We start from the raw sequence: 20,431 nt of genomic DNA, 5'->3' as shown, positions 1-20,431 counted from the left end.
CCGATGATCGAGAGCAAGGGCGCTCAGACGCCAGTGGAAGACCCACGCAACGCGCACGTGTTGATCTGGCTCAACGGCAGGCTGGTTCCCAGATCAGAGGCCTTGGTCTCGATTTTCGATGCCGGCTTTGGCCTGGGAGACGGTGTCTGGGAAGGCATTCGCCTCAGTCGCGGCAACCTCGTCCTGGTGGACGAGCATCTGAAGCGGCTCTACCAGGGGGCCCAGACGATCGCGATCGACATCGGCATGACCGTCGCCCAGATGCGAGCCGCTCTGGAGGAGACTGTATCCGCCAATGGAATGGAGGATGGAGCGCATCTCCGCCTGATGGTCACGCGTGGGGAAAAGAGAACCGTCCACCAGGACCCGAGGAACGCTCTCGGCAAGGCGACCGTCGCGATCACGGCCGAGTACAAGCTGCCGGATCCGGAAATCAAGGCTTCCGGAATGAAGATCGCAACCTCCACTTTCCGATGCAGCAGTCCGGATGTCTTCGACCTGCGGCTGAACTCGCACAGCCGCCTGAATCTGATTCAGGCCCTGCTTCAGGCCATCAGCTGCGGTGCCCACGAGGCGCTGATGCTGGATCCGTCGGGCTTCGTGTCGAGCTGCAACTCCACCAACTTCTTCATTGTCCGCGATGGCCGGGTCGAAACATCCACGGGACGCTTTTGCTTCAAGGGAATCACGAGGGCCAAGATCATCGAGAGCTGTGCCGGCCTCGGTCTCGAGTGTCGTGAGCTGGACTTCACCCTGGCAGAGGTCTACGGGGCTGATGAGGCGTTCGTGACCGGCACGTTCGGCGGCGTGACGCCGGTGCGTTCGGTGGATGGACGTCGGATCGGCGATGGGCTGCCGGGTCCCGTGACGCTTGCCCTCGCACGTGCCTACGAGGAACGATTCTACGGCGCCTCGAAATGAACGAGGCGGCGTCAACTCTGACAGCGCAGGTTTGCCGGTTTGCGGCGCAGCTTCGGATCGAAGACATACCCGCCGAGGTTCGCAAGAAGGCCAAACTTCATGTCCTCGACACCCTCGGCTGCGGCCTCGCGGGCGCGGGAACGTCGCTTGCGCGACAGCTCCTGCAATACCTCCGGCTGGAACACGCCCACGGGAGCGTACCTGTCTTCGGGGCGGGTATGCAATTGGGCCCGGCCGCTGCCGCCTTTGGCAACTCAGCATGCATGAATGCTCTTGATTACGATGACGGCTATGAAATTGCCGGAAAGGGCATGGGGCACCCCGGCGCCACGATCATTGCCGCCGCCACGAGCGGATCGTTCGTGAACCGTGTCAGCGGCAGCGAGTTTCTCACGGCGGTCGTCGCCGCTTACGAGATCAACAATCGGCTCATCCGTTCAATTCAGCCGACGATCGAGCGCTTTCGCGAAGTCTACGGCGTCTGCCAGCACCAGACGGTGTCCGCCTGCATCGCATTCGGCAAGCTCTCGCAGCTTGACGCTGACGAAATGAACAACGCCGTGGGGCTCGCCGCCACGCTTTCCAATGTGCCGAGTCTGCGGAAGTACAACTTCGCTGAGCGCCCGCTGATTTCGCTCAAGGACTTCAATGCGCCCGCGGCGGAGGCGGGCGTCCGTGCCGTGCAAATGCATGGATGCGGCATCGTCGGATCGAAAAGCGTGCTGGACGGCCCGACCGGGCTATGGCGGATGCTGGGCTCTGATTGCTTCGAGGAGGAGGCGCTCACGGCCGGCCTGGCCCACGAATGGGCTATCCTCGGCAGTACCTTCAAGACCTATCCGGTGTGCCGGTGGATGCACACCGCCATGGAAGCCTTGGAGCAACTGATCAGGGACAACTCGCTCGGCCCCAGCGATATCGACCATGTTGTCATTCATACATCGATTGGTCTTTGTCGGGATTTCATGGATCCTGCACCGGCGACGATGGTGGATGCGCAGTTCAGCTTCCCTTACGCCTTCGCGGCTCTGCTTCTTGGGATTCATCCCGCTTCCAACTGGTATGCCCGCGAGACCTTGGAGCGAACCGATCTGCTTGAACTGGCCGGGCGAGTTCGCGCGGAAGTCGATCCGGCGATCAATGACTTGATGAGCGGCGAGCGGCGCCGGCCGGCTGGCCGCGTCACGGTCACGAGCGAGGGGAAGTCATATGCGTCGCCCCTCATTGAATTCGCGCTCGGCAGTGTCGAACGGCCGGCCTCCGAGGAGGTCATCCGGAGCAAGTTCATGGACAATGCGACGCCCGTCATTGGACAAAACGCTGCCGAGGAGATTTGGTCCCGTGTCGACATATTGGAAGCCGTATCCGATGTCACGGACGTGCTTCGGCTGGCAGTTCTCCCTGCGACACCGTGAAACGCATATCGTCGCCACGAAAAGACGCAGCGCCGTGCCGGCATCCGGCAAGTTCGGCCGAGACGGGTTGCGGAGTCCAGCTTACCGCAGCGGCTTCTTCAGCAGGGAGAAGCGGTCGGGGTCGAGCCCCATCGACGGCTGGAGCATCGGGGCGTCGATGCTGGAGAGCGTCTTCGCAGGCGGCGCCGAGAACACGGGATCGTTAGGCACGTCGCGCTGAGAGGTGGCCCCGCGCCAGCGCTCGAGCACAGCGCTGACGAAATGCATGTCGTGTCCGGCCGTGACCGAGGGAACGCTGCTGATGGTCGCTTCGCCGCGCGGCAATTGATGCGGCGGCACCTCCTTGAAGCGCAGTCGCGTCGGCAGTGCCACGCCTTCGCCGAACGCCAGGACCTCACGGGTGCCGAGCGAAGGCACGAAAGAGAGCAGGTTCGCGGCCGCATCCGACACCGCGGCGCGGAGCAGCGCCTGGTCGCGGTCGTTGGCCAGGCGCATCGTGAACAGCGTGTTGCACTGAGAGATGATGGTGGCGTCGAGTTCGGCTGGACGTTGGGTGATGAGACCGAGATAGACGCCGTATTTGCGGCCTTCCTTGGCGATGCGCGACACCGCCTTGCGGGTCGGCCCGAAACCGACGTTGCGATCGGCGGACGCATAGCGGTGCGCCTCTTCGCAGACGAACAGCAGCGGCGAGACGCCGTCGCTCCACAGGCCGAAATCGAAGGCCATGCGGCAGAGCACCGAGACGACGGAGTCGATCACCTCGACTGGAAAGCCGGCAAGCTGCATCACCGTCATCGGCTTGCCGTTGGCCGGCAGACGGAATAGGTGGCTGATCACCTCCGCCATGGTGTCACCGCCGACATTGGCATTGTCGAACATGAAGGCGTAGCGCGGATCGTTGCGCACCGCCTCGATGCGCGAGATCAGCTTGTGATAGATGATGCGCGAGGAGCGGTTTTCGAGCTTGCCCATGCGCTCGTCGATCAGCGAGATCAGATCGACCAGCCGGTAGGGCACCGGCGTGTCGACGGTGAAGCCGACCTGCTTGGGATCGATGCGCTTGAGGCCGAGGCGGTCGGAGTTCTGATACTGCGTGTAGACACCCTTGGCGATCGGGATGACTTCGGCGAGGATGTCGAGCTCTTCGGGCACGCCAGGCCGGCCGCCGAACAGCACGTCGACGATTTCCTCGAAATTGAACAGCCAGAACGGCAGCTTCAGGTTCCGCGGGTTGAGCACCAGGGAACGGTCGCCGAAGCAGCGACCATATTCGTTGTGGACGTCGAGCAGGAAGACGCGCAGGTTCGGGCGCGCTTTCAGGATTTCGTTGAGCAGCAGCGACACGCCGGTCGATTTGCCGACGCCGGTCGAGCCGAGCACCGCAAAATGCTTGGAAAGCATTTCCTCGACGTCGACATAAGCGACGACGGAACGGTCCTGTTGCAGGAAACCGACATTGATCTGGTCCGCGCCCGTCGGCGCATAGATCGTGCGCAGCTCCTGGCTGGTGATCAGGTCGACCGCATCGCCGATGGTCGGATAGTTGGTGACGCCGCGCTGGAACTTGGCCTTGTCGCTGGCATTGAGGATCTCGCCGAGCAGGTCGACGGAGGCGATGGCAATGTAAGTGTCCCCGGTCGAGAGGTTCTCGCAGGAAACCTCGGTGATCATGGCCACGATGACCGAGCTGGCGCAGCGGATGCTGACGAAGCGGCCGACAGTGGCACGCACTTCCGAGATCGGCATCCGGCTTTCCGCCAAAAGCCCGACCCGCGCAAGCGATCCGCGTACCGAAATCACGCGTCCAAAAGATGTCACGATGATGAACCTGGCAACAACGAGGATTTGTTCCAACTATGCGCGGCGGTCACTGCACAAACGGTTAAATGCGAGGCGCCGCCGCTTTGTTAAATCTGTGACAATTCGGTTGGGAGATTTGTTCGAAGTGCCTACTTGCCGCGAAAATCGGTAGGACAATGCCGTTTTCTGGGCCGGCCGGCCGTCGGCGCGTAAGGAGAAATTTACCATTCGGAAAACCACCCGGCGTGGTCGGGATCCGAAAGCGACGCGGACCGGCGCAGCCCGGTGCGGGACGAGGGGATTTCTATTTGTTGACGAGACCTAATCATTTGTACATTAGTACAAATGATCCAGGGCCGGCCTGGGCGCATACAGGGTCCGCCGTTGCGCCCGCGAGCGCGCGTCGAAATTCCGGGATCCGTGAAGCCGATCACCCGTCATGCCATGGAGGAAATGATGCAGCCAGAACCGATCCTCGATCTCGCCCATCTCGGCCACATGGAGCTGTTGACGCCGAAGCCGGACGAGAGTCTGAAATTCTTCGTCGACGTCATGGGCATGACGGTCAGCGGGCAGAAGGGTGAGTCCGTTTACTTGCGCGGTTGGGATGACTATGAGCGCTATTCGCTAAAACTCACGGCGTCGAAAACCTCGGGCATGGGCCACATGGCGCTGCGCGCACGCAGTCAGCAGGCGCTGGAGCGGCGCGTCGCAGCGCTCAAGGGGTCCGGCTTCGACATCGGCTGGATCGACGGCGACATGGGGCAGGGGCCGACCTTCCGCTGCCGCGATCCTGACGGCCATATCGTCGAGCTCTACTACGAGACCGAGTGGTATCAGGCTCCGCCCGAGCTGAAGCCCGCTCTGAAGAACCAGGCGCAGCGTTTTCCCGCGCGCGGTGCCAACGTGCGCCGCCTCGACCATCTCAACTGCCTCGCGGCCGATATCAAGGCCAACCGCGAGTTCTTCGAGAACTATCTCGGCTGCCGCCTCACCGAGCAGATCGTGCTCAACGACGGCCGGGAAGCCGCGATGTGGCTGACGATGTCGAACAAGAGCTACGATTTCGCCTATTCGCTCGACCATTCCGGCGTGCCCGGCCGCTTCCACCATGTCACCTACGCGCTCGACAGCCGCGAGGAGATCCTTCGCGCTGCCGACATCTTCCTGGAGAACGGCGTCTACATCGAGACCGGCCCGCACAAGCATGCGATCCAGCAGACCTTCTTTCTCTACGTCTACGAACCCGGCGGCAACCGCGTCGAAGTCGCCAACGCCGGCGCACGGCTAATCCTCGCACCCGACTGGAAGCCGATCGTGTGGACGGAAGAGGAGCGCAAGAAAGGTCAGGCCTGGGGACTGAAGACGATCGAGTCCTTCCACACCCACGGCACGCCGCCGGTGGAGACGAAGAAGCACGGCTAGTTCGCAGAGGCCTTCACGCGCGTAATCGTCTCGCGGATGCCAGTCCACGCCGGCTTGTCCGGCGCAAATTGCTTGCGCAGGAACGCAACGAGCTCCTCGACCTGCGCGTCGCTCATGCTGTGCTTGAACGCGGGCATATAGCCGAGGTCGCTGGACGCTGGCTCGATGATGCCGTGCAGGATCACCTGCACGAGATTGTCCGGTTTCGCGCTGTGGAGATTGCTGTTGAGCGACAGTGACGGCCGGCTGCCGAACAGCGGCAGACCGCCGACCTCGTGGCAGACGGCGCACGCGCCCTGATAGAGCCGCGCGCCGGTCGAGGCGGCGACGGTGACTTGCGTCGCGTTCTCGAGCTTGGCGGCAAGCGCGTCCTGCGCCTGCCGGTCGATCGCGGTGTCGTTGAACGAGCCGAGATAGATCGCCATTGCGCGGATGTCCTGATCGGGCAGGGCGGCGAGATCCCGCACGATGGGCGCCATCGGCCCGGCCGCCACGCCGTGGAAACGCGAATGGCCGGTGCGCAAATAGGCGTAAAGCTCGTCCTCGCTCCAGGGAATCGGTGCCAGCGAGAGCGACGTCAGCGCCGGCGCCTCCCAGCCCTCGGCAAAGCCGCCGGCGAGATAGGCGCTCTGCTGCTCGGCACCGAGCGCATTGCGCGGCGAATGGCAGGCGCTGCAATGGCCGAGGCCTTCGACGAGATAGGCGCCGCGATTCCACTGCTCGGACTTGATCGGGTCGGGCTTGAGCGTGGTGGTTCGATGGAACAACGCATTCCAGCCAGCCAGCAACGGCCGAAGATTGAACGGGAAAGAGAGCGCGTTGTTCGGTGTGGTCGCCCGCACCGCGGGCTGCGCCATCAGGTGCGCGTACAGCGCCTGCATGTCTGCGTCGCTTGTCTTCGCAAAATGCGTGTAGGGGAATGCGGGATAGAGCTGTCGGCCGTCGCGATGCAGTCCCTCGCGCATCGCGCGCTCGAAGGCCGGGTAGGACCAGGCGCCGATACCGGTCGCGGCGTCCGGCGTGATGTTGGTGCTGTAGATGGTGCCAAACCGCGTTTCCAGCGCGCGCCCGCCGGCGTTCAGCGCGCCGCCCGCGGTCGTGTGACACTCCGCGCAATTGCCGAGCGCGGCGAGCTCTGCGCCGCGCGCGATCGTCGCAGCCGAATAGACGGATGCATCGGGCCGCGCGATCGGCGCGATGGCGCGGCCCGGTAGCATGGCGGCGCCGATACCGATGGCGGCCGTGCAGAGCGCGGCCACGCTCGCGAAGATGCCGGTGCGCTTCGCGAACGGGTTTGTCCAGGAGCCGGTCGGGGCGGCTGCCGGCGCAGGTAACGCCTGAGGCTCAGGCGACGTGTCGCCACGCAAGCCTTTGAGGATGCGCTCCGGCGTGAATGGCGGCTCGCGGAAGCGCACGCCTGTGGCATCGAAGATCGCATTGGCGATCGCTGCCGCACTCGGCACCGAGGCGGATTCGCCGACGCCGAGTGGCGGCTGGTCCTGACGCGGCAACATTAGCACGTCGATCTTGGGCACGTCGGGGAAGGGGATGATCGGGTAGGCGCCCCATTCGCGCACCGCCACCGCGCCGCGCTCGAAGGAGACCTCCTCCATCAGCGCGCGGCTGGTCGACTGGATCACGTTGCCCTGGATCTGGTGGCGCACGCCGTCCGGATTGATCATCAATCCGGAATCCTGGCCGGCGACGACGCGGGTGACGCTGACATCGCCGGTCGTCTTGTTGACCGCGACATCGGCGATCCAGGCCGACCACGCCGCGCCGTAGCCGGGGAACTTGCTGTGCACGTAGAGCGCATAAGCAAAGCCGCGCCCATGCACGACATCGCCGCCCTTGTCCTGGCGCACCGGTCGTGGTGTCCAGCCCGCGCGCTCGGCGACCGCATTGACGAGATCGACCGCGCGCTGGTCCTTCAGGTAGCGCAGGCGATATTCGATCGGATCGATACCGGCTTCGGTCGCGAGCTCGTCAATATAGGATTCATGCGCAAAGCTGTTCGGCAGCGCCGAGACGCCGCGCAACCAGGAGGCGCGCACGATTGGGGGCATGTCGTGCGCGACGACACGCATGTGTTCGTAGTCGTAGGGCGGGATCGCGGTGCGGTCGCCCATCTGCAGCACGTCGGGCTCGGGCGATATCCGGCCTGTGAGAAGCAGCGCAAGCGTCGGCGCGGCGTTCGAAGGATAGCGCGTGGCGAGATCGTAACCGGCGACGCCGCCGTCGGCGTCCAACCCGCCATTGACGTCGACGAGCTGCGCGGTGCCCTTGGGCTCCCAGGCGTGTTCCTGTTCCCGCGTCAACTGCACGCGCACGGGCCGACCGACTGCGCGCGAGAGCAGCAGTGCGTCCGCCGTGACGTCATCGGCGCAGTTGCGGCCGTAGCATCCGGCGGCCTCCAGCCGGATCACCTCGATCTCGGTCTCGGGCCGCTCGATCAGCAAGGCAAGGTCGGTGCGCAGGATGTGCGGGTTTTGCGTTCCGGACCAGACCCGGATGCGCCCCTCCTGAAAATCGGCAACGGCGCAGGAAGGCCCGATCGACGCGTGCATCTGGTAGGGCCAGACGTAAGTCCGCCGCATTGGCTTGGCGGCAGCGGCGATGGCCGCGTTCACGTCGCCCTTGTCGATCAGCGTGCGCGGCGTCGACGGGTTGGCGCGCAGGGCGGTCTCGAGGTCGGCGAGATCGGGTAGCGCGGGTGTCGGCTTCCAGCTCACCTTCAGCCGATTTGCGGCCAGAATCGCATTCTCCTCGCGCTCGGCGACGACGCCGACGAAGTCGCCGAGGCGCACGACGCCGACGAGGCCGGGAATATCGCGCACCGAGGACTCGTCCACCGCGATCAGGCTGGTTCCGACGAACGGCCCGGCATCGACGCCGGCATAGGGCGGCCGCACCACGCGGCCGTGCAACATGCCGGGCACACGGACGTCGTGCACGAAGGTCATCTCGCCGGTCGCCTTCGCCGGCAGGTCGACGCGCGGCACGGACTGGCCGACGATAGCGTAGTCGCCGACGGGTTTCACGGCGACATCATCGGCAAGCTCGAGACGGATCACCTCATCGCCGATCAGCTCTCCAAAGCTGATGCTGCGGTTGTGGCCGCGAACCAGCCCGTCCTCAATGCTGAGATCCCCAGCCGAAAGCTCCAGCCGTTCGGCGGCGCGCGCGATCAGAAAATGTCGCGCTTGCGCGGCGGCCTTGCGCAGGGGAACGGCGGTGATCTGAATGGTTTCGCTGGCAATCGTCGCGCCCTGGTTCGGCACGACAGCGGTATCGCCGAGCACCACGACGACGCGCGCAAACGACACGTCGAGCTCTTCGGCAACGATCTGGCCGAGCGCTGTGCGGATGCCGGTGCCGAGATCGACATGGCCGTTATAGGCGCTGACCGAACCATCGGCGGTGATCCGGACAAAGGTCTCGGACGTGCCGTCGGCGAGCGCGCGGGCGACGACCAGCGATCCGGAGCGCCGCTCAGTTTCATTCGAAACGGGGGAGGCCATCAATCACCGGCCTCGGCAAGCTGACCTGATGCGCGCATCACGGCGCGGAGGATTTCGACATGCGTGCCGCAGCGGCAGAGATTGTAGCGCAGCGCGGCCATCGCCTCCTGCGCGGTGGGTTGTGGATTGATCGCAAGCAGCGCCTTGGTGGTCATGATCATGCCGTTGAGGCAGTAGCCGCATTGCGCGGCCTGCTCGTCGATGAAGGCCTGCTGCACGGCGTCGGGATTGTCGCGCGTGCCGAGCCCTTCAAGCGTCACGATGTCGCGCCCCACACAGCCGCCGATCGGAATGACGCAGGAACGCGCCGCGGCGTCGTCGATCAGGACAGTGCAGGTGCCGCATTCGCCGAGGCCGCAACCATATTTGGGACCGTTGAGCGCGAGGTCGTTGCGCAGCACATACAGGAGCGGCGTCTCCGGCGCGGCGGCGACATTATGGATCCGGCCGTTCACGGTGAGGCGGATCAGTGTCTGCGTCATCTCTGGTCCCGGTGCGGCGCGCGCATGTCAAACTGCGAAGCCCGACGATACCGTTTGTACACAAACGTGCAAGCGCCGCATGCCGCAGTGCAGCGCGGTTGCCCGCTTTGTGGACAGGGCAGGCAGGCAGATGAGGTTTTATTCGGCAGCCGCATGGTTTTGCCGGTGGCGCCGCTTGACAGCTTCCGGCATCGCGCGCAACATCGTTCGTATACGAATGATAAGCCCTGGATCAGTTGGCTTTGACATGGTGACTGAAGCGACGAGCGCGGCTTCCGACAAGATCCGCTGCGATGCCTGTCCGGTGATGTGCTACATCAAGCCGGGCGCGGCGGGTGCCTGCGACCGCTACGCCAACCACGACGGCAAGCTCGTCCGCGTCGATCCACATATCATCCTCGAGCGCACGGTGTCGCACGGCGGCAAGCTGGTGCCGTTTAGCCGGTCAGAGGATTGGGACGGCAAGATCGTCCATGAACCCTCGACCTTCGTCACTGCGATCGGTGCGGGCACGACCTATCCCGACTACAAGCCGGCGCCGTTCATCGTCTCATCGGAAGTCGATGGCGTCGACATGGTCACCGTCGTGACCGAAGGCATCTTCTCGTATTGCGGCGTCAAGGTGAAAATCGACACCGACCGCTACCTCGGCCCGGAAAGCGCGGTGGTGCGCGTGCAGGGCGAGGCGGTCGGCCACGTCACGACCAGCGAATACGGCTCGCAGATGCTGTCGCTCGGCGGCGTGCATCATCTGACCGGCGGCTCCAAGAAGGAAGGCCGCGTCACCTGCGACACGCTGATGGATCTCTCCAACTGCAAGCCGGTTGAGTTCACGATTGACGGTGGCGCGACGGTGGTGGTGCAGGCGGGAGAGCCGCCGATCGTCAACGGCGTGAAGGAAGAGCGCATGCGCGTCGGCTGCGGCTCGGCGACGATCGGCATGTTCGCAAAGCAGTGGCACGGCAAGGTCGACGAGGTCGTCGTGGTCGACGATCACATCACCGGGGTGCTCAGCGAGCATCAGGCCGGCAAGCTGCTCGATATTGCCGACACCGGCATCAAGATGAAGGGGCGGCGCTCGACGCCAGGTCGCTATTTCCAGGTCGCCGATCCCGGCACGGGCTGGGGCGGCACCAACATCTCCGATCCGCTGTCGATCCTCGGTCCTTTCGACGCCAAGGAAGCGAAACCCGGCCTGACCATGCTGATGGTCTCCACCACCGGCGAGCACGCGTCCTACTATGTGCTCGACGGTGCCTTGAAGCCGGTCGAGACCGAGATGCCGGCGGACCTGCGATTCTCGGTCGAGCGCATCCAGGAAAATTGTGAGCCGGCCTTGTGCACCGTACTGTTCATGGCGGGCGCCGGGGGTTCCTTGCGCGCCGGCGTTACCGATAATCCGGTGCGTCTGACACGCTCGGTGAAGGATGCTCTGACGCGCGTCACCAGCGGCGGTGCGCCGGTTTATGTCTGGCCCGGCGGCGGCATCACCTACATGGTCGATGTGACGCAGATGCCGGCCGGTGCGTTCGGCTATGTGCCGACGCCGGCTCTTGTCGCGCCGATCGAGTTCACGATGAGGCTGTCCGACTATGCCGCGCTCGGGGGCCACATGGATCATGTGCGACCGCTGTCCGAGGTCCGGGAGAGTGATGATATTCGCCAGGTGCCGTGGCAGAACCCGATCCCGGGACGGCGCGCATGAGGAGGCTTCCGCAAATTGCGTTGCTGTCTGATGGCCGGCGGCTGCATTTGCAGGATGGTCCGATTGATCTGATCGTGGAGGCGAGGGGAGCCGAGCATCAGGTTCGCGCGGCCTACGAGGCGGCAGCACGGCGCTTCACCGGGCTGCTCGACGAGCTCTGTGCCGAGCTGACGGAATTACGCAAAGCGGCGCAGCCGGTGCAATGCGTCCTGAAAGGTGTCGTCGCGCGGCGCATGTACGCCGCCGTTGCTCCCTACGCAGGCGATTGCTTCATCACGCCGATGGCCGCAGTCGCTGGCAGTGTGGCGGAAGAAGTTCTCGGTGCTATGCTTGGCGCGGCGCAGCTCGACCAAGCCTATGTCAACAATGGTGGCGACATCGCGCTGCATCTCGGCGAAGGCGAGCATTTTGCCATCGGCCTGATGGACCGCCCCGACCGCGCCGGCGTGATGCAGGCGATCACGATTGGGGCGGACGATCCGATCCGTGGCGTGGCGACCAGCGGGCGCCATGGGCGCAGTTTCTCGCTCGGTATTGCCGACGCGGTGACGGTGCTGACAGCGACGGCCTCTCAAGCCGATGCGGCAGCAACCGTCATCGCCAATGCCGTCGATCTGCCCGGGCATCCGGCGGTCAAGCGCCGTCCGGCGAACGAGATCCAGCCCGACAGCGACCTCGGCGCGCGTCTCGTCAGTCGCGACGTCGGCGCATTGTCGCAGATAGAAATTCGCGAGGCTCTCGAATCTGGCGCAGAATGTGCACGGCAATTGTTCGATCGTGGACTGATCGAGGGTGCCGTGCTCAGGCTATGTGGTGATATGCTTGTCATCGGGACCAAGGATATTGAGCGGCGACGATCGCGCCCGTCTTTATTGGAGAACGCGGTCCATGCCTGATCAGGGAAGCGAGCCAAGGAAGCTGACATGAGCGCGATCATCCGCAAGATCGTCACCGTCGTCGAAGAGACGCAGATGGAGATGGGACGGTCCGTCTCGCCGCCGACCCGGCGCGCCGCGGCGATCGCAGTCATTGAGAATCCGTTCGCCGGGAAATACGTCGAAGATCTTTCACCGCTGATCGCGATCGGCGAGGAGCTCGGCGATCTCTTGTCAAGGCGCGCGGTGGCGGCGCTCGGGATCGAAGGCTCGAAGGTGCAGAGTTACGGCAAGGCCGCCGCCGTCGGCGAGAACGGCGAGCTGGAGCATGCTGCCGCGATCCTGCATCCGAAGATGGGCGCGCCAGTGCGTAAGGTCCTGAGCAAGGGCGCGGCACTGATTCCGTCGTCGAAGAAGCGCAGCGGTCCGGGCACGACGCTCGACATTCCATTAGGCCACAAGGACGCGGCCTTCGTGCGCAGTCATTTCGACGGCATGGAAGTGCAGATCAACGACGCGCCGCGCGCCAACGAGATCATGGTCGCGGTGGCTGTCACCGACAGCGGCCGCCCGCTGCCGCGGGTTGGCGGGTTGACGGTTGCGGAGATCAAGGGCGAAGACGGCCTGCGTTAGAGCATGATCCGTATCCGGAGGGCCGCGTTTGCGCAAAGTGGGGACCGGTTTTCCGACAAGATCATGCTCAAGAAATTGAGTCTTCAAAAAACTGGAGGTTGGGATGCGAGCAAGAAACTGTTTTGTCGGCGCGGCGTTTGCGCTTCTGGTCGGCGGCATGGCCGGCTCGGTGACGGCGCAGGAGATCAAGATCGGCGAGATCAACAGCTACTCGCTGTTGCCGGCATTCACCGAGCCCTATCGCAAGGGCTGGCAGCTCGCCGTCGAGGAGATCAACGCGGCCGGCGGCATCAACGGCAAGAAGCTCGTCGTGATCTCCAAGGATGACGGCGGCAAGCCGGCCGACGCGCAGACCGCGGCCAACGAGCTCGTCTCGAGCGAGGGCGTTGCGATGCTCGCGGGCACGTTCCTGTCGAACATCGGCCTTGCCGTGAGCGATTTCGCCAACCAGAAAAAGGTGTTCTTCCTCGCCGCCGAGCCGCTGACGGATGCCGTCACCTGGTCGAAGGGCAACAAGTATACGTTCCGCCTGCGTCCCTCCAACTACATGCAGGCGGCGATGCTGGTGGAAGCAGCGGCAAAGCTGCCGGCAAAACGCTGGGCGACGATCGCGCCGAACTACGAATATGGCCAGTCCGCGGTTGCGGTGTTCAAGAAGCTGATGTCGGAGAAGCGTCCCGACATCCAGTGGGTCGACGAGCAGTGGCCGCCGCAGGGCAAGATCGATGCGGGCCCGGTGGTGCAGGCGGTTGCCCAAGCCAATCCGGAGGCGATCCTCAACGTCACCTTCGGCGCCGATCTCGTGAAGCTCGTGCGCGAAGGCAATACGCGCGGCCTGTTCAAGGGACGTGATGTCGTCTCCTTCCTGACCGGTGAGCCGGAATATCTCGATCCACTCAAGGACGAGACGCCCGAGGGCTGGATCGTTACCGGCTATCCCTGGTACTCGATCAAAACGCCCGAGCACGACGCGTTCCTCAAGGCCTACCAGGCCAAATACAACGACTATCCGCGCCTCGGCTCGATCGTTGGCTACCAGACCATCAAGTCGGCGGCGGCGATCCTGGCGAAGGCCGGTTCGACCGATCCGGAGAAGCTGATCGCGGCGGCGGAAGGTCTCTCTGTGGGCTCGCCCTTTGGAGAGATCACCTTCCGCCAGATCGATCACCAGTCGACGCTTGGTGCCTTCGTCGGCAAGACCGCGCTGAAGGATGGCAAGGGCGTGATGGTGGATTCGTCCTACAAGAAAGGCGCGGACTATCTGCCGAGTGATGCCGAAGTCGAGAAACTGCGGCCAAAGGATTGAAGTTTTGCCGCTGCCGTAGGGTGGGTTAGCCGAAGGCGTAACCCACCACGGTCTATCCCGCGGCGAGGAAAGTGGTGGGTTACGCTTCGCTAACCCACCCTACGAAGTTATCGCTCCCTGCGCGGGGAGCGCACTGAAACCCAACCCGGACCGCCGATGGCCTTTTACGTCGTACAGTTTCTGACTGGACTCGCCAGCGCAGCGTCGCTGTTCCTGGTGGCCTCGGGCCTGTCGATCATCTTCGGCGTGACGCGGATCGTGAACTTTGCGCACGGCGCGTTCTACATGGTCGGTGCCTACATCGCCTTCACGCTGACGGATCGCCTCTCTGGCGCGTTCGGCTTCTGGGGCGGTATCGTGATCGCCGCGCTCGCGGTGGCGCTGATCGGTGTCCTCGTCGAGATGGTGCTGCTCCGGCGTATCTATCACGCGCCCGAGCTGTTCCAGTTGCTCGCGACCTTCGGCCTGACGCTGATGGTCGAGGATCTCGTCGTCCTCATCTGGGGCCCCGACGATCTGCTCGGCCGCCGCGCGCCGGGCTTCAAGGGCGCGGTCGATTTCTTTGGCCAGAACATCCCGAGTTACGACCTGTTCCTGATCGTGCTTGGCCCGGTCGTGCTCGGCATCCTTTGGCTGTTGTTCCAGCGCACCCGGTGGGGCGTTCTGGTGCGCGCGGCGACGCAGGACCGCGACATGGTCGCGGCGCTCGGCGTCAATCAGAAATGGCTGTTCACGTCGGTGTTCGCGGTCGGCGTCTTCCTCGCAGCGCTTGGCGGCGCGCTGCAAATCCCGCGCGACGCCGTGCATCACGCCATGGATCTGCGCATCATCGTCGAGGTCTTCGTCGTCGTCGTGATCGGCGGTCTCGGCAGCATCGTGGGCGCCTTTGTCGCGGCGGTGCTGGTGTCCGAGCTCAACGCCTTCGGTATCCTGATCTTCCCGAAGATTTCCATCATCCTGGTCTTCCTGGTGATGGCGGTGGTGCTGATCGTACGTCCCTGGGGCCTGTTCGGCAGGCCTGAGGCGCCCGCGCGCCGCACGCCGGGTCTCACGGTCAATCCCTGGCGGCCACTGACGTCGAACGAGCGGCTGGCTACGGTTGCCGCACTCGTCGTCGCGGCAGCACTGCCGCTGTTCGCCGGCAATTATGCGCTGACAGTCGGCTCGGAGATCGCGATCTTCGTGATCTTCGCCGTCAGCTTGCATTTTCTGATGGCGGTCGGCGGTCTCGCGTCCTTTGGGCACGCGGCGTATTTCGGCCTCGGCGCCTATGGCGTCGCGTTCCTCGCCAAGATGGCGGGCCTGCCGATGATCGTCTGCCTGCTGCTAGGGCCGCTGCTCGGCTGCCTCGGTGCCGCCGTGTTCGGCTTCTTCGCCGTGCAGCTCTCCGGCGTCTATTTCGCGATGCTGACGCTCGCCTTCGCGCAGATCGTATGGTCGATCGCGTTCCAGTGGGTCAGCGTCACCGGCGGCGACAACGGCATTCTGGGCGTCTGGCCGGAAAAATGGGCGGCGAGCCCGTCGCATTTCTACTGGCTGGCGCTCGGCGTTGCCGCGCTGGTGACGATCGCACTACGCATCGCGGTGTTCTCACCGTTCGGCTACGCACTTAGGGCCACGCGGGACTCCGCATTGCGCAGCGAGGCGATCGGCATCAACGTCAAGCGCATGCAGTGGACGGCCTTCGTCATTGCGGGAACCACGGCCGGCATCGGTGGTGCGCTGTTTGCATACCTGAAGGGCAGCGTCTTCCCGGATAATCTCGGCATCTCGCTGTCGGTCGATGCGCTCGTCATGGTGCTGCTCGGCGGCGTCGAGACGGTGTCGGGCGCAGTGATCGGCGCGATCGTCTACAAGGCGCTCAACATCTGGCTCGTCAGCCAGACCGACCTGTCAAAGCTCGTGCTCGGCGCTTTCATCGTGCTGATCGTGGTCGTCTTCCCGAAAGGGATTGTCGGCATGCTGGAAATGCTTGCGCAGCGGCGCAAGGGATCCTCGCCGCCGGGCTCGACAATGCTCGCCAAACCGATCGGGTCCACCGAATGAGCGTCGCACCCACACTTCTCGCGGTCGAAGGCCTGACCAAGTCCTATGGCGGCATTCACGCAGTGCGCGGCGTCTCGTTCGAGCTGCGTGCCGGCGAGATCCTGGCACTGATCGGTCCCAACGGCGCGGGCAAGAGCACCTGCTTTGACATGCTCAACGGCCAGAACACGCCGGACGCCGGGCGCATCCGCCTGCTCGGCGAGGATACGACGGGCAAGAAGCCGCGCGAGGTCTGGCGGCTCGGGGTCGGCCGCACCTTCCAGATCACGGCGACCTTCGCCACCATGACAGTGCGCGAGAACGTGCAGGTCGCGCTGATCTCGCACGAAAAGCAATTGCTCAATCTCTGGGGCTCGGCACCGCGCTTCGACCGCGACGAGGCCGTGCGCCTCCTGGAGCTCGTCGGCATGGGCGGCTATGCGGATCGTCCCTGCGGCGAGCTCGCCTATGGCGACCTCAAGCGGCTCGAGCTTGCGATTGCGCTCGCCAATCAGCCAAAGCTCCTGCTGATGGACGAGCCGACCGCCGGCATGGCGCCACGCGAGCGCACCGACCTGATGCGGCTCACCGCGCGCATCGCGCGGGAGGAATCCATTGGCGTGCTGTTTACCGAGCACGACATGGATGTCGTCTTCGAGCATGCCGACCGCATCATCGTGCTCAACCGCGGCACACTGATTGCCGAAGGATCGCCGACGGAGGTGCGAGGCAACCCGCAGGTGCAGGCAGTCTATCTCGGCGAGGGCCTCGTCTACGATGCCCGTCATCGCGAGGGGGCCTCAACATGAAGCTCACGGTCGAGGGGCTCAACAGCCATTACGGTCCGGCGCATATCCTGTTCGACATCGCCCTCGAGGTCGGCGACGGTGAGGTGGTTGCGCTGCTGGGCCGAAACGGCGCCGGCAAATCAACGACGTTCCGCTCCATCGTCGGCCTAGTCGCGCAGCGCTCGGGTCGCATCATGTTCGAAGGCAAGGACGTCTCGGCCCGGCCGACGCATGAGATTGTGCGCAGCGGGCTCGGCTACGTGCCGGAGGAGCGCCGCATCTTCACCGACCTCACGGTCGAGGAGAATCTAGAGGTCGGCCGTCAGCCGAAACGGTCGAACGCGCCATACTGGACGCGCGAAAAGCTGTTCACGCTATTCCCGAATCTGAACGAGATGGGCAACCGGCCGGGTGGCCGCATGAGCGGCGGCGAGCAGCAGATGCTGACCATTGCCCGCACGCTGATGGGCAATCCGTCGCTGGTGCTTTTGGACGAGCCGTCAGAGGGGCTGTCGCCCAAGATCGTGGAGCAGATGGTCGATGCAATCCTGACCATGAAGAAGGAAGGCGTCAGCATTGTCGTTTCCGAGCAGAACCTGCATTTTGCAAAGCTGATCTCCGATCGTGCCTATATCATCGAGCGTGGCCGAATCTGTTTCGGTGGTACGATGGCCGAGCTCGATGCGCGCCCGGATATCCGCGACGCACATCTGTCATTGTAAAGGGGCGGGAATGGCGAGGGGCGTCGCAGCCAAGAAGAGCATCAGGCAGGCCAGGCCACCCTATGTGCTCGATGAGCAGGTCGGCTTCATCTTGCGCCAGGTCTGGCAGCGTCATAGCGCGATCTTTGCCCGCGACATCGGCACCAATCTGACGCCGACGCAGTGGGCGGCGCTGTCGAAGCTTGCCGAGACCGGGCCATGCTCGCAGAACCAGCTTGGGCGCCTCACGGCGATGGATGTCGCGACCATCAAGGGCGTGATCGACCGGCTCAGCGCGCGCGGACTGACGGAGACGAGCCAGGATCCGGAAGACGGCCGGCGGCTGCTCGTCAGCCTCACACGCGCCGGTCAGCAGCTCGCTGAAAAGGTTGCGCCGAATGCGCTCGCGATTACGCGTGAGACACTGGCGCCGCTCGACGCGAAGGAGCGCGAGCTGCTGATGGGGTTGCTGAACAAGTTGAGGTGAATTCGGTCTCATAGGGTGGGCAAAGTGCTGTAGGGTGGGCAAAGCGAAGCGTGCCCACCAGTTCTTTCTGAAATAAACAGAAGTGGTGGGCACGGCGCTTTGCGCCTTTGCCCACCCTACGATGCCGTTTAGGTGGCGTTACTTCCCCACCACCTCCGGCACCTTGCCTGCGGGTGGGGTGTTGCGGCTGCGCTGGGTGCGGACGATGCCGTCGATGATGGTCATGCCGATGCCGGGGAGGTCGCCGAGCTGCACGCTCTCAAGGATGTTCTTGCCGGGCGAATGCTGCGCCTTGTCCATGATGACGAAATCGGCCGAGCGGCCCACTTCAATGAGGCCGCAATCGAGCTCGCGCATCCGCGCCGTGTTGCCGGTCGCAAGGCAGAACGCGATCTCGGCCGGCAGCTCGCCGAGCGAGGACAACATCGAGACCATGCGCAAAATGCCGAGTGGCTGCACGCCGGAGCCGGCCGGCGCGTCGGTGCCGAGGATGACGCGGTGTAAATCGCCCATCTCGCGCGCGGTGCGCAGCGTGTATAGTGCAGAGCGCTCGTTGCCATTGTGCACGAGCTCGAGGCCGCGCTTGCAGCCCTCGCAGATGCAGCGGATCTGGTCGTCGGGCAGCGCGGTGTGGCCGCCATTGATGTGGCCGATCACGTCGGTGTCGGCCTCGAGGACCACGTCCTTGTCGATCAGGCCGGAGCCGGGGATGGAGGGGCCGCCGGTGTGGATCGTGCTCTGGATGCCGTATTTGCGCGCCCAGCCGACCATCTTGCGCGCCGTGGGACCGTCCTTGACGCCGCCAAGACCGACCTCGCCGAGCAGCTTGACGCCAGCCGCGGCCATCTCCTTGAAATCCTCCTCGACCATCTCGCATTCGATGACGGGTGCACCTGCGTGAACCTTCACGCCGCCCGGCCGCAGCGTCCAGAACGCGCGCTGGGCAAAGATCGCCATGGCCTTCAGGCCGACGACGTCGCGGGGGCGGCCGGGCATGTGCACTTCGCCGGCCGAGATCATGGTGGTGACGCCGCCATGCAGGTAGCTGTCGATCCAGTTGATCTGGTTCTGCCGAGGCGTCCAGTCGCCGGCGACGGGGTGCACGTGGCTGTCGATCAGCCCCGGTGCGACCGTGGTGCCGTTGGCGTCGACGATGGTGGTCGCACCGTCCGTGTTGACGTCCTTGAACCGGCCGATCGCGGTGATCTTGCCGTTCTCGGCGACGATGGTGTCGCCATCCAGGATCGGCTTCTCCAGGGCGCCCGATAGCATCAGGCCGATATTGCGGATCACGAGCTTCGAAGGCCCGGTGGCCTGGGGTGCGTCATGCGCCATGGAAAGGCTCCTCATTCCTAACTGCAACGCTCGCGATCTTGAGCAGCCTTGACCAAAGGATCAAGCCGGATTATTCATTTGTATACGAACAATCGTATACGAATGACGCATAGCTGACAGTCGCCCGCGCACCGGCAAGGGAAGATGAGATGAGCAATTTTAACCAGGAAAGCGTCCTCAGCGTCCACCACTGGACCGACACGCTGTTCAGCTTCAAGACCACGCGCAGCCCGACCTTCCGCTTCCGCAACGGCGAGTTCACGATGATCGGGCTCAAGCTCGGTGAGAAGCCGCTGCTCCGGGCCTATAGCGTCGCCAGCGCCAACTACGAGGACACGCTCGAATTCTTCTCGATCAAGGTGCCGGACGGCCCGCTGACCTCGCGTTTGCAGCATCTGAAGGAAGGCGACGAGATCATCGTCAGCCGCAAGGCCACCGGCACACTGGTGATCGACAATCTGGAAGAGGGCCGCAACCTCTACCTCATCGGAACCGGCACGGGCCTCGCGCCGTTCCTGAGCGTGGTCAAGGACCCCGAGACCTATGAGCGGTTCGAGAAGGTGGTGCTCCTGCATGGCTGCCGGCACGTGAGAGAGCTCGCCTATGGCGAGATGATCACCGAGAAGCTGCCGAACGATGAGCTGCTTGGCGACTACATCCGCAACCAGCTGATCTACTATCCGACCGTCACCCGCGATCCCTTCCGTAACCGCGGCCGCATCACCGACCTCATCACCTCGGGCAAGCTGTTCGGCGACATCGGCCTGCCGCCGATTGAGGCGGCCCACGACCGCGTCATGATCTGCGGCAGTCCGGCGCTGGTCGCTGACACCCGGATGCTGCTGACGGAGCGCGGCTTCGTCGAGGGCAACCACGGCGAGCCGGCGCAATTCGTGGTCGAAAAGGCCTTTGCCGAGCGGTAAGCCCGGTTTCAGCCGCGCAATAAAGCCGCATTTTCGCCGCCCGGCGCCCGTTGCGGCGCCGATTCTGCAGGCGATACTATGGGAGC

General features: G+C 64.2%; 16 protein-coding genes. 12 read left to right on the top strand and 4 right to left on the bottom strand.

Going from position 1 to position 20,431, the window contains the following annotated elements; all coding sequences use genetic code 11:
• Positions 1-3 precede the first annotated feature (3 nt).
• Together SO180_RS11020 and SO180_RS11015 are read left to right on the top strand one after the other, a co-directional pair.
• Positions 4-921: an aminotransferase class IV gene (locus SO180_RS11020; RefSeq protein WP_449378840.1), complete on the top strand. Its 918-nt coding sequence runs from the start codon at positions 4-6 to the stop codon at positions 919-921.
• Positions 918-2,336: an MmgE/PrpD family protein gene (locus SO180_RS11015; RefSeq protein WP_449378839.1), complete on the top strand. Its 1,419-nt coding sequence runs from the start codon at positions 918-920 to the stop codon at positions 2,334-2,336. The genes SO180_RS11020 and SO180_RS11015 overlap by 4 nt, the downstream gene beginning before the upstream one ends.
• Before the next feature lie 81 nt (positions 2,337-2,417).
• Here SO180_RS11015 and SO180_RS11010 read toward each other — a convergent pair whose 3' ends face one another.
• A complete protein-coding gene (locus tag SO180_RS11010; protein ID WP_449378838.1) occupies positions 2,418-4,157 on the bottom strand; it encodes an ATP-binding protein in 1,740 nt (579 codons plus the stop codon).
• Positions 4,158-4,595: 438 nt separating this feature from the next.
• On the opposite strand from SO180_RS11010, the gene SO180_RS11005 reads away from it, so the two are divergent.
• Positions 4,596-5,564: a catechol 2,3-dioxygenase gene (locus SO180_RS11005; RefSeq protein WP_449378837.1), complete on the top strand. Its 969-nt coding sequence runs from the start codon at positions 4,596-4,598 to the stop codon at positions 5,562-5,564.
• Here the strand turns inward: SO180_RS11005 and SO180_RS11000 are convergent.
• Positions 5,561-9,085: a molybdopterin cofactor-binding domain-containing protein gene (locus tag SO180_RS11000; protein ID WP_449378836.1), complete on the bottom strand. Its 3,525-nt coding sequence runs from the start codon at positions 9,083-9,085 to the stop codon at positions 5,561-5,563. The genes SO180_RS11005 and SO180_RS11000 overlap by 4 nt on opposite strands.
• A complete protein-coding gene (locus SO180_RS10995) occupies positions 9,085-9,567 on the bottom strand; it encodes a (2Fe-2S)-binding protein (RefSeq protein ID WP_449378835.1) in 483 nt (160 codons plus the stop codon). Before SO180_RS10995 ends, SO180_RS11000 begins: the two co-directional genes overlap by 1 nt.
• Positions 9,568-9,814: 247 nt before the next feature.
• Here SO180_RS10995 and SO180_RS10990 point away from each other — a divergent pair, with 247 nt between their 5' ends.
• From SO180_RS10990 to SO180_RS10955, 8 genes are all read left to right on the top strand, one after another.
• Positions 9,815-11,272, top strand: a complete 1,458-nt coding sequence (locus tag SO180_RS10990) for a 6-hydroxynicotinate reductase (protein ID WP_449378834.1) — start codon at positions 9,815-9,817, stop codon at positions 11,270-11,272.
• A complete protein-coding gene (locus tag SO180_RS10985) occupies positions 11,269-12,168 on the top strand; it encodes a UPF0280 family protein (RefSeq protein ID WP_449378833.1) in 900 nt (299 codons plus the stop codon). Before SO180_RS10990 ends, SO180_RS10985 begins: the two co-directional genes overlap by 4 nt.
• Before the next feature lie 27 nt (positions 12,169-12,195).
• Positions 12,196-12,780 carry an amino acid synthesis family protein gene (locus SO180_RS10980; protein ID WP_449378832.1) on the top strand — a complete coding sequence of 195 codons (585 nt, stop codon included), beginning with the start codon at positions 12,196-12,198 and terminating at the stop codon, positions 12,778-12,780.
• 103 nt (positions 12,781-12,883) lie between these two features.
• Positions 12,884-14,086 carry an ABC transporter substrate-binding protein gene (locus SO180_RS10975; RefSeq protein ID WP_449378831.1) on the top strand — a complete coding sequence of 401 codons (1,203 nt, stop codon included), beginning with the start codon at positions 12,884-12,886 and terminating at the stop codon, positions 14,084-14,086.
• Positions 14,087-14,242: 156 nt separating this feature from the next.
• Positions 14,243-16,132 carry an ABC transporter permease gene (locus SO180_RS10970; protein ID WP_449378830.1) on the top strand — a complete coding sequence of 630 codons (1,890 nt, stop codon included), beginning with the start codon at positions 14,243-14,245 and terminating at the stop codon, positions 16,130-16,132.
• Positions 16,129-16,920: an ABC transporter ATP-binding protein gene (locus tag SO180_RS10965; RefSeq protein WP_449378829.1), complete on the top strand. Its 792-nt coding sequence runs from the start codon at positions 16,129-16,131 to the stop codon at positions 16,918-16,920. The genes SO180_RS10970 and SO180_RS10965 overlap by 4 nt, the downstream gene beginning before the upstream one ends.
• Entirely contained in the window at positions 16,917-17,621 is a 705-nt protein-coding gene (locus tag SO180_RS10960) for an ABC transporter ATP-binding protein (protein ID WP_449378828.1), read from the top strand. The genes SO180_RS10965 and SO180_RS10960 overlap by 4 nt, the downstream gene beginning before the upstream one ends.
• A gap of 10 nt (positions 17,622-17,631) precedes the next feature.
• On the top strand, positions 17,632-18,087 hold the full coding sequence (locus SO180_RS10955; RefSeq protein WP_449378827.1) for a MarR family winged helix-turn-helix transcriptional regulator: 456 nt from the start codon (positions 17,632-17,634) through the stop codon (positions 18,085-18,087).
• Between the two features lie 138 nt (positions 18,088-18,225).
• On the opposite strand, the gene SO180_RS10950 is transcribed toward SO180_RS10955, so the two are convergent.
• The gene (locus SO180_RS10950) at positions 18,226-19,422 is read right to left on the bottom strand and encodes an amidohydrolase family protein (protein WP_449378826.1); all 1,197 of its coding nucleotides are present in this window, start codon (positions 19,420-19,422) and stop codon (positions 18,226-18,228) included.
• Between the two features lie 149 nt (positions 19,423-19,571).
• On the opposite strand from SO180_RS10950, the gene SO180_RS10945 reads away from it, so the two are divergent.
• Entirely contained in the window at positions 19,572-20,345 is a 774-nt protein-coding gene (locus SO180_RS10945) for a ferredoxin--NADP reductase (RefSeq protein ID WP_449378825.1), read from the top strand.
• Positions 20,346-20,431: the final 86 nt, after the last annotated feature.

The sequence above is a fragment of the Bradyrhizobium sp. UFLA05-112 genome (assembly GCF_053572325.1).
This window is presented reverse-complemented; position numbering and strand designations above follow the sequence as displayed.

Excerpts from the sequence above, each read along its gene's own strand:
- SO180_RS11020 (WP_449378840.1), top strand. The coding sequence starts at position 4 with ATGATCGAGAGCAAGGGCGCTCAGACGCCAGTGGAAGACCCACGCAAC.
- SO180_RS11015 (WP_449378839.1), top strand. The coding sequence starts at position 918 with ATGAACGAGGCGGCGTCAACTCTGACAGCGCAGGTTTGCCGGTTTGCG.
- SO180_RS11005 (WP_449378837.1), top strand. The coding sequence starts at position 4,596 with ATGCAGCCAGAACCGATCCTCGATCTCGCCCATCTCGGCCACATGGAG.
- SO180_RS11000 (WP_449378836.1), bottom strand. The coding sequence starts at position 9,085 with ATGGCCTCCCCCGTTTCGAATGAAACTGAGCGGCGCTCCGGATCGCTG.
- SO180_RS10995 (WP_449378835.1), bottom strand. The coding sequence starts at position 9,567 with ATGACGCAGACACTGATCCGCCTCACCGTGAACGGCCGGATCCATAAT.
- SO180_RS10990 (WP_449378834.1), top strand. The coding sequence starts at position 9,815 with ATGGTGACTGAAGCGACGAGCGCGGCTTCCGACAAGATCCGCTGCGAT.
- SO180_RS10985 (WP_449378833.1), top strand. The coding sequence starts at position 11,269 with ATGAGGAGGCTTCCGCAAATTGCGTTGCTGTCTGATGGCCGGCGGCTG.
- SO180_RS10980 (WP_449378832.1), top strand. The coding sequence starts at position 12,196 with ATGAGCGCGATCATCCGCAAGATCGTCACCGTCGTCGAAGAGACGCAG.
- SO180_RS10975 (WP_449378831.1), top strand. The coding sequence starts at position 12,884 with ATGCGAGCAAGAAACTGTTTTGTCGGCGCGGCGTTTGCGCTTCTGGTC.
- SO180_RS10970 (WP_449378830.1), top strand. The coding sequence starts at position 14,243 with ATGGCCTTTTACGTCGTACAGTTTCTGACTGGACTCGCCAGCGCAGCG.
- SO180_RS10965 (WP_449378829.1), top strand. The coding sequence starts at position 16,129 with ATGAGCGTCGCACCCACACTTCTCGCGGTCGAAGGCCTGACCAAGTCC.
- SO180_RS10960 (WP_449378828.1), top strand. The coding sequence starts at position 16,917 with ATGAAGCTCACGGTCGAGGGGCTCAACAGCCATTACGGTCCGGCGCAT.
- SO180_RS10955 (WP_449378827.1), top strand. The coding sequence starts at position 17,632 with ATGGCGAGGGGCGTCGCAGCCAAGAAGAGCATCAGGCAGGCCAGGCCA.
- SO180_RS10950 (WP_449378826.1), bottom strand. The coding sequence starts at position 19,422 with ATGGCGCATGACGCACCCCAGGCCACCGGGCCTTCGAAGCTCGTGATC.
- SO180_RS10945 (WP_449378825.1), top strand. The coding sequence starts at position 19,572 with ATGAGCAATTTTAACCAGGAAAGCGTCCTCAGCGTCCACCACTGGACC.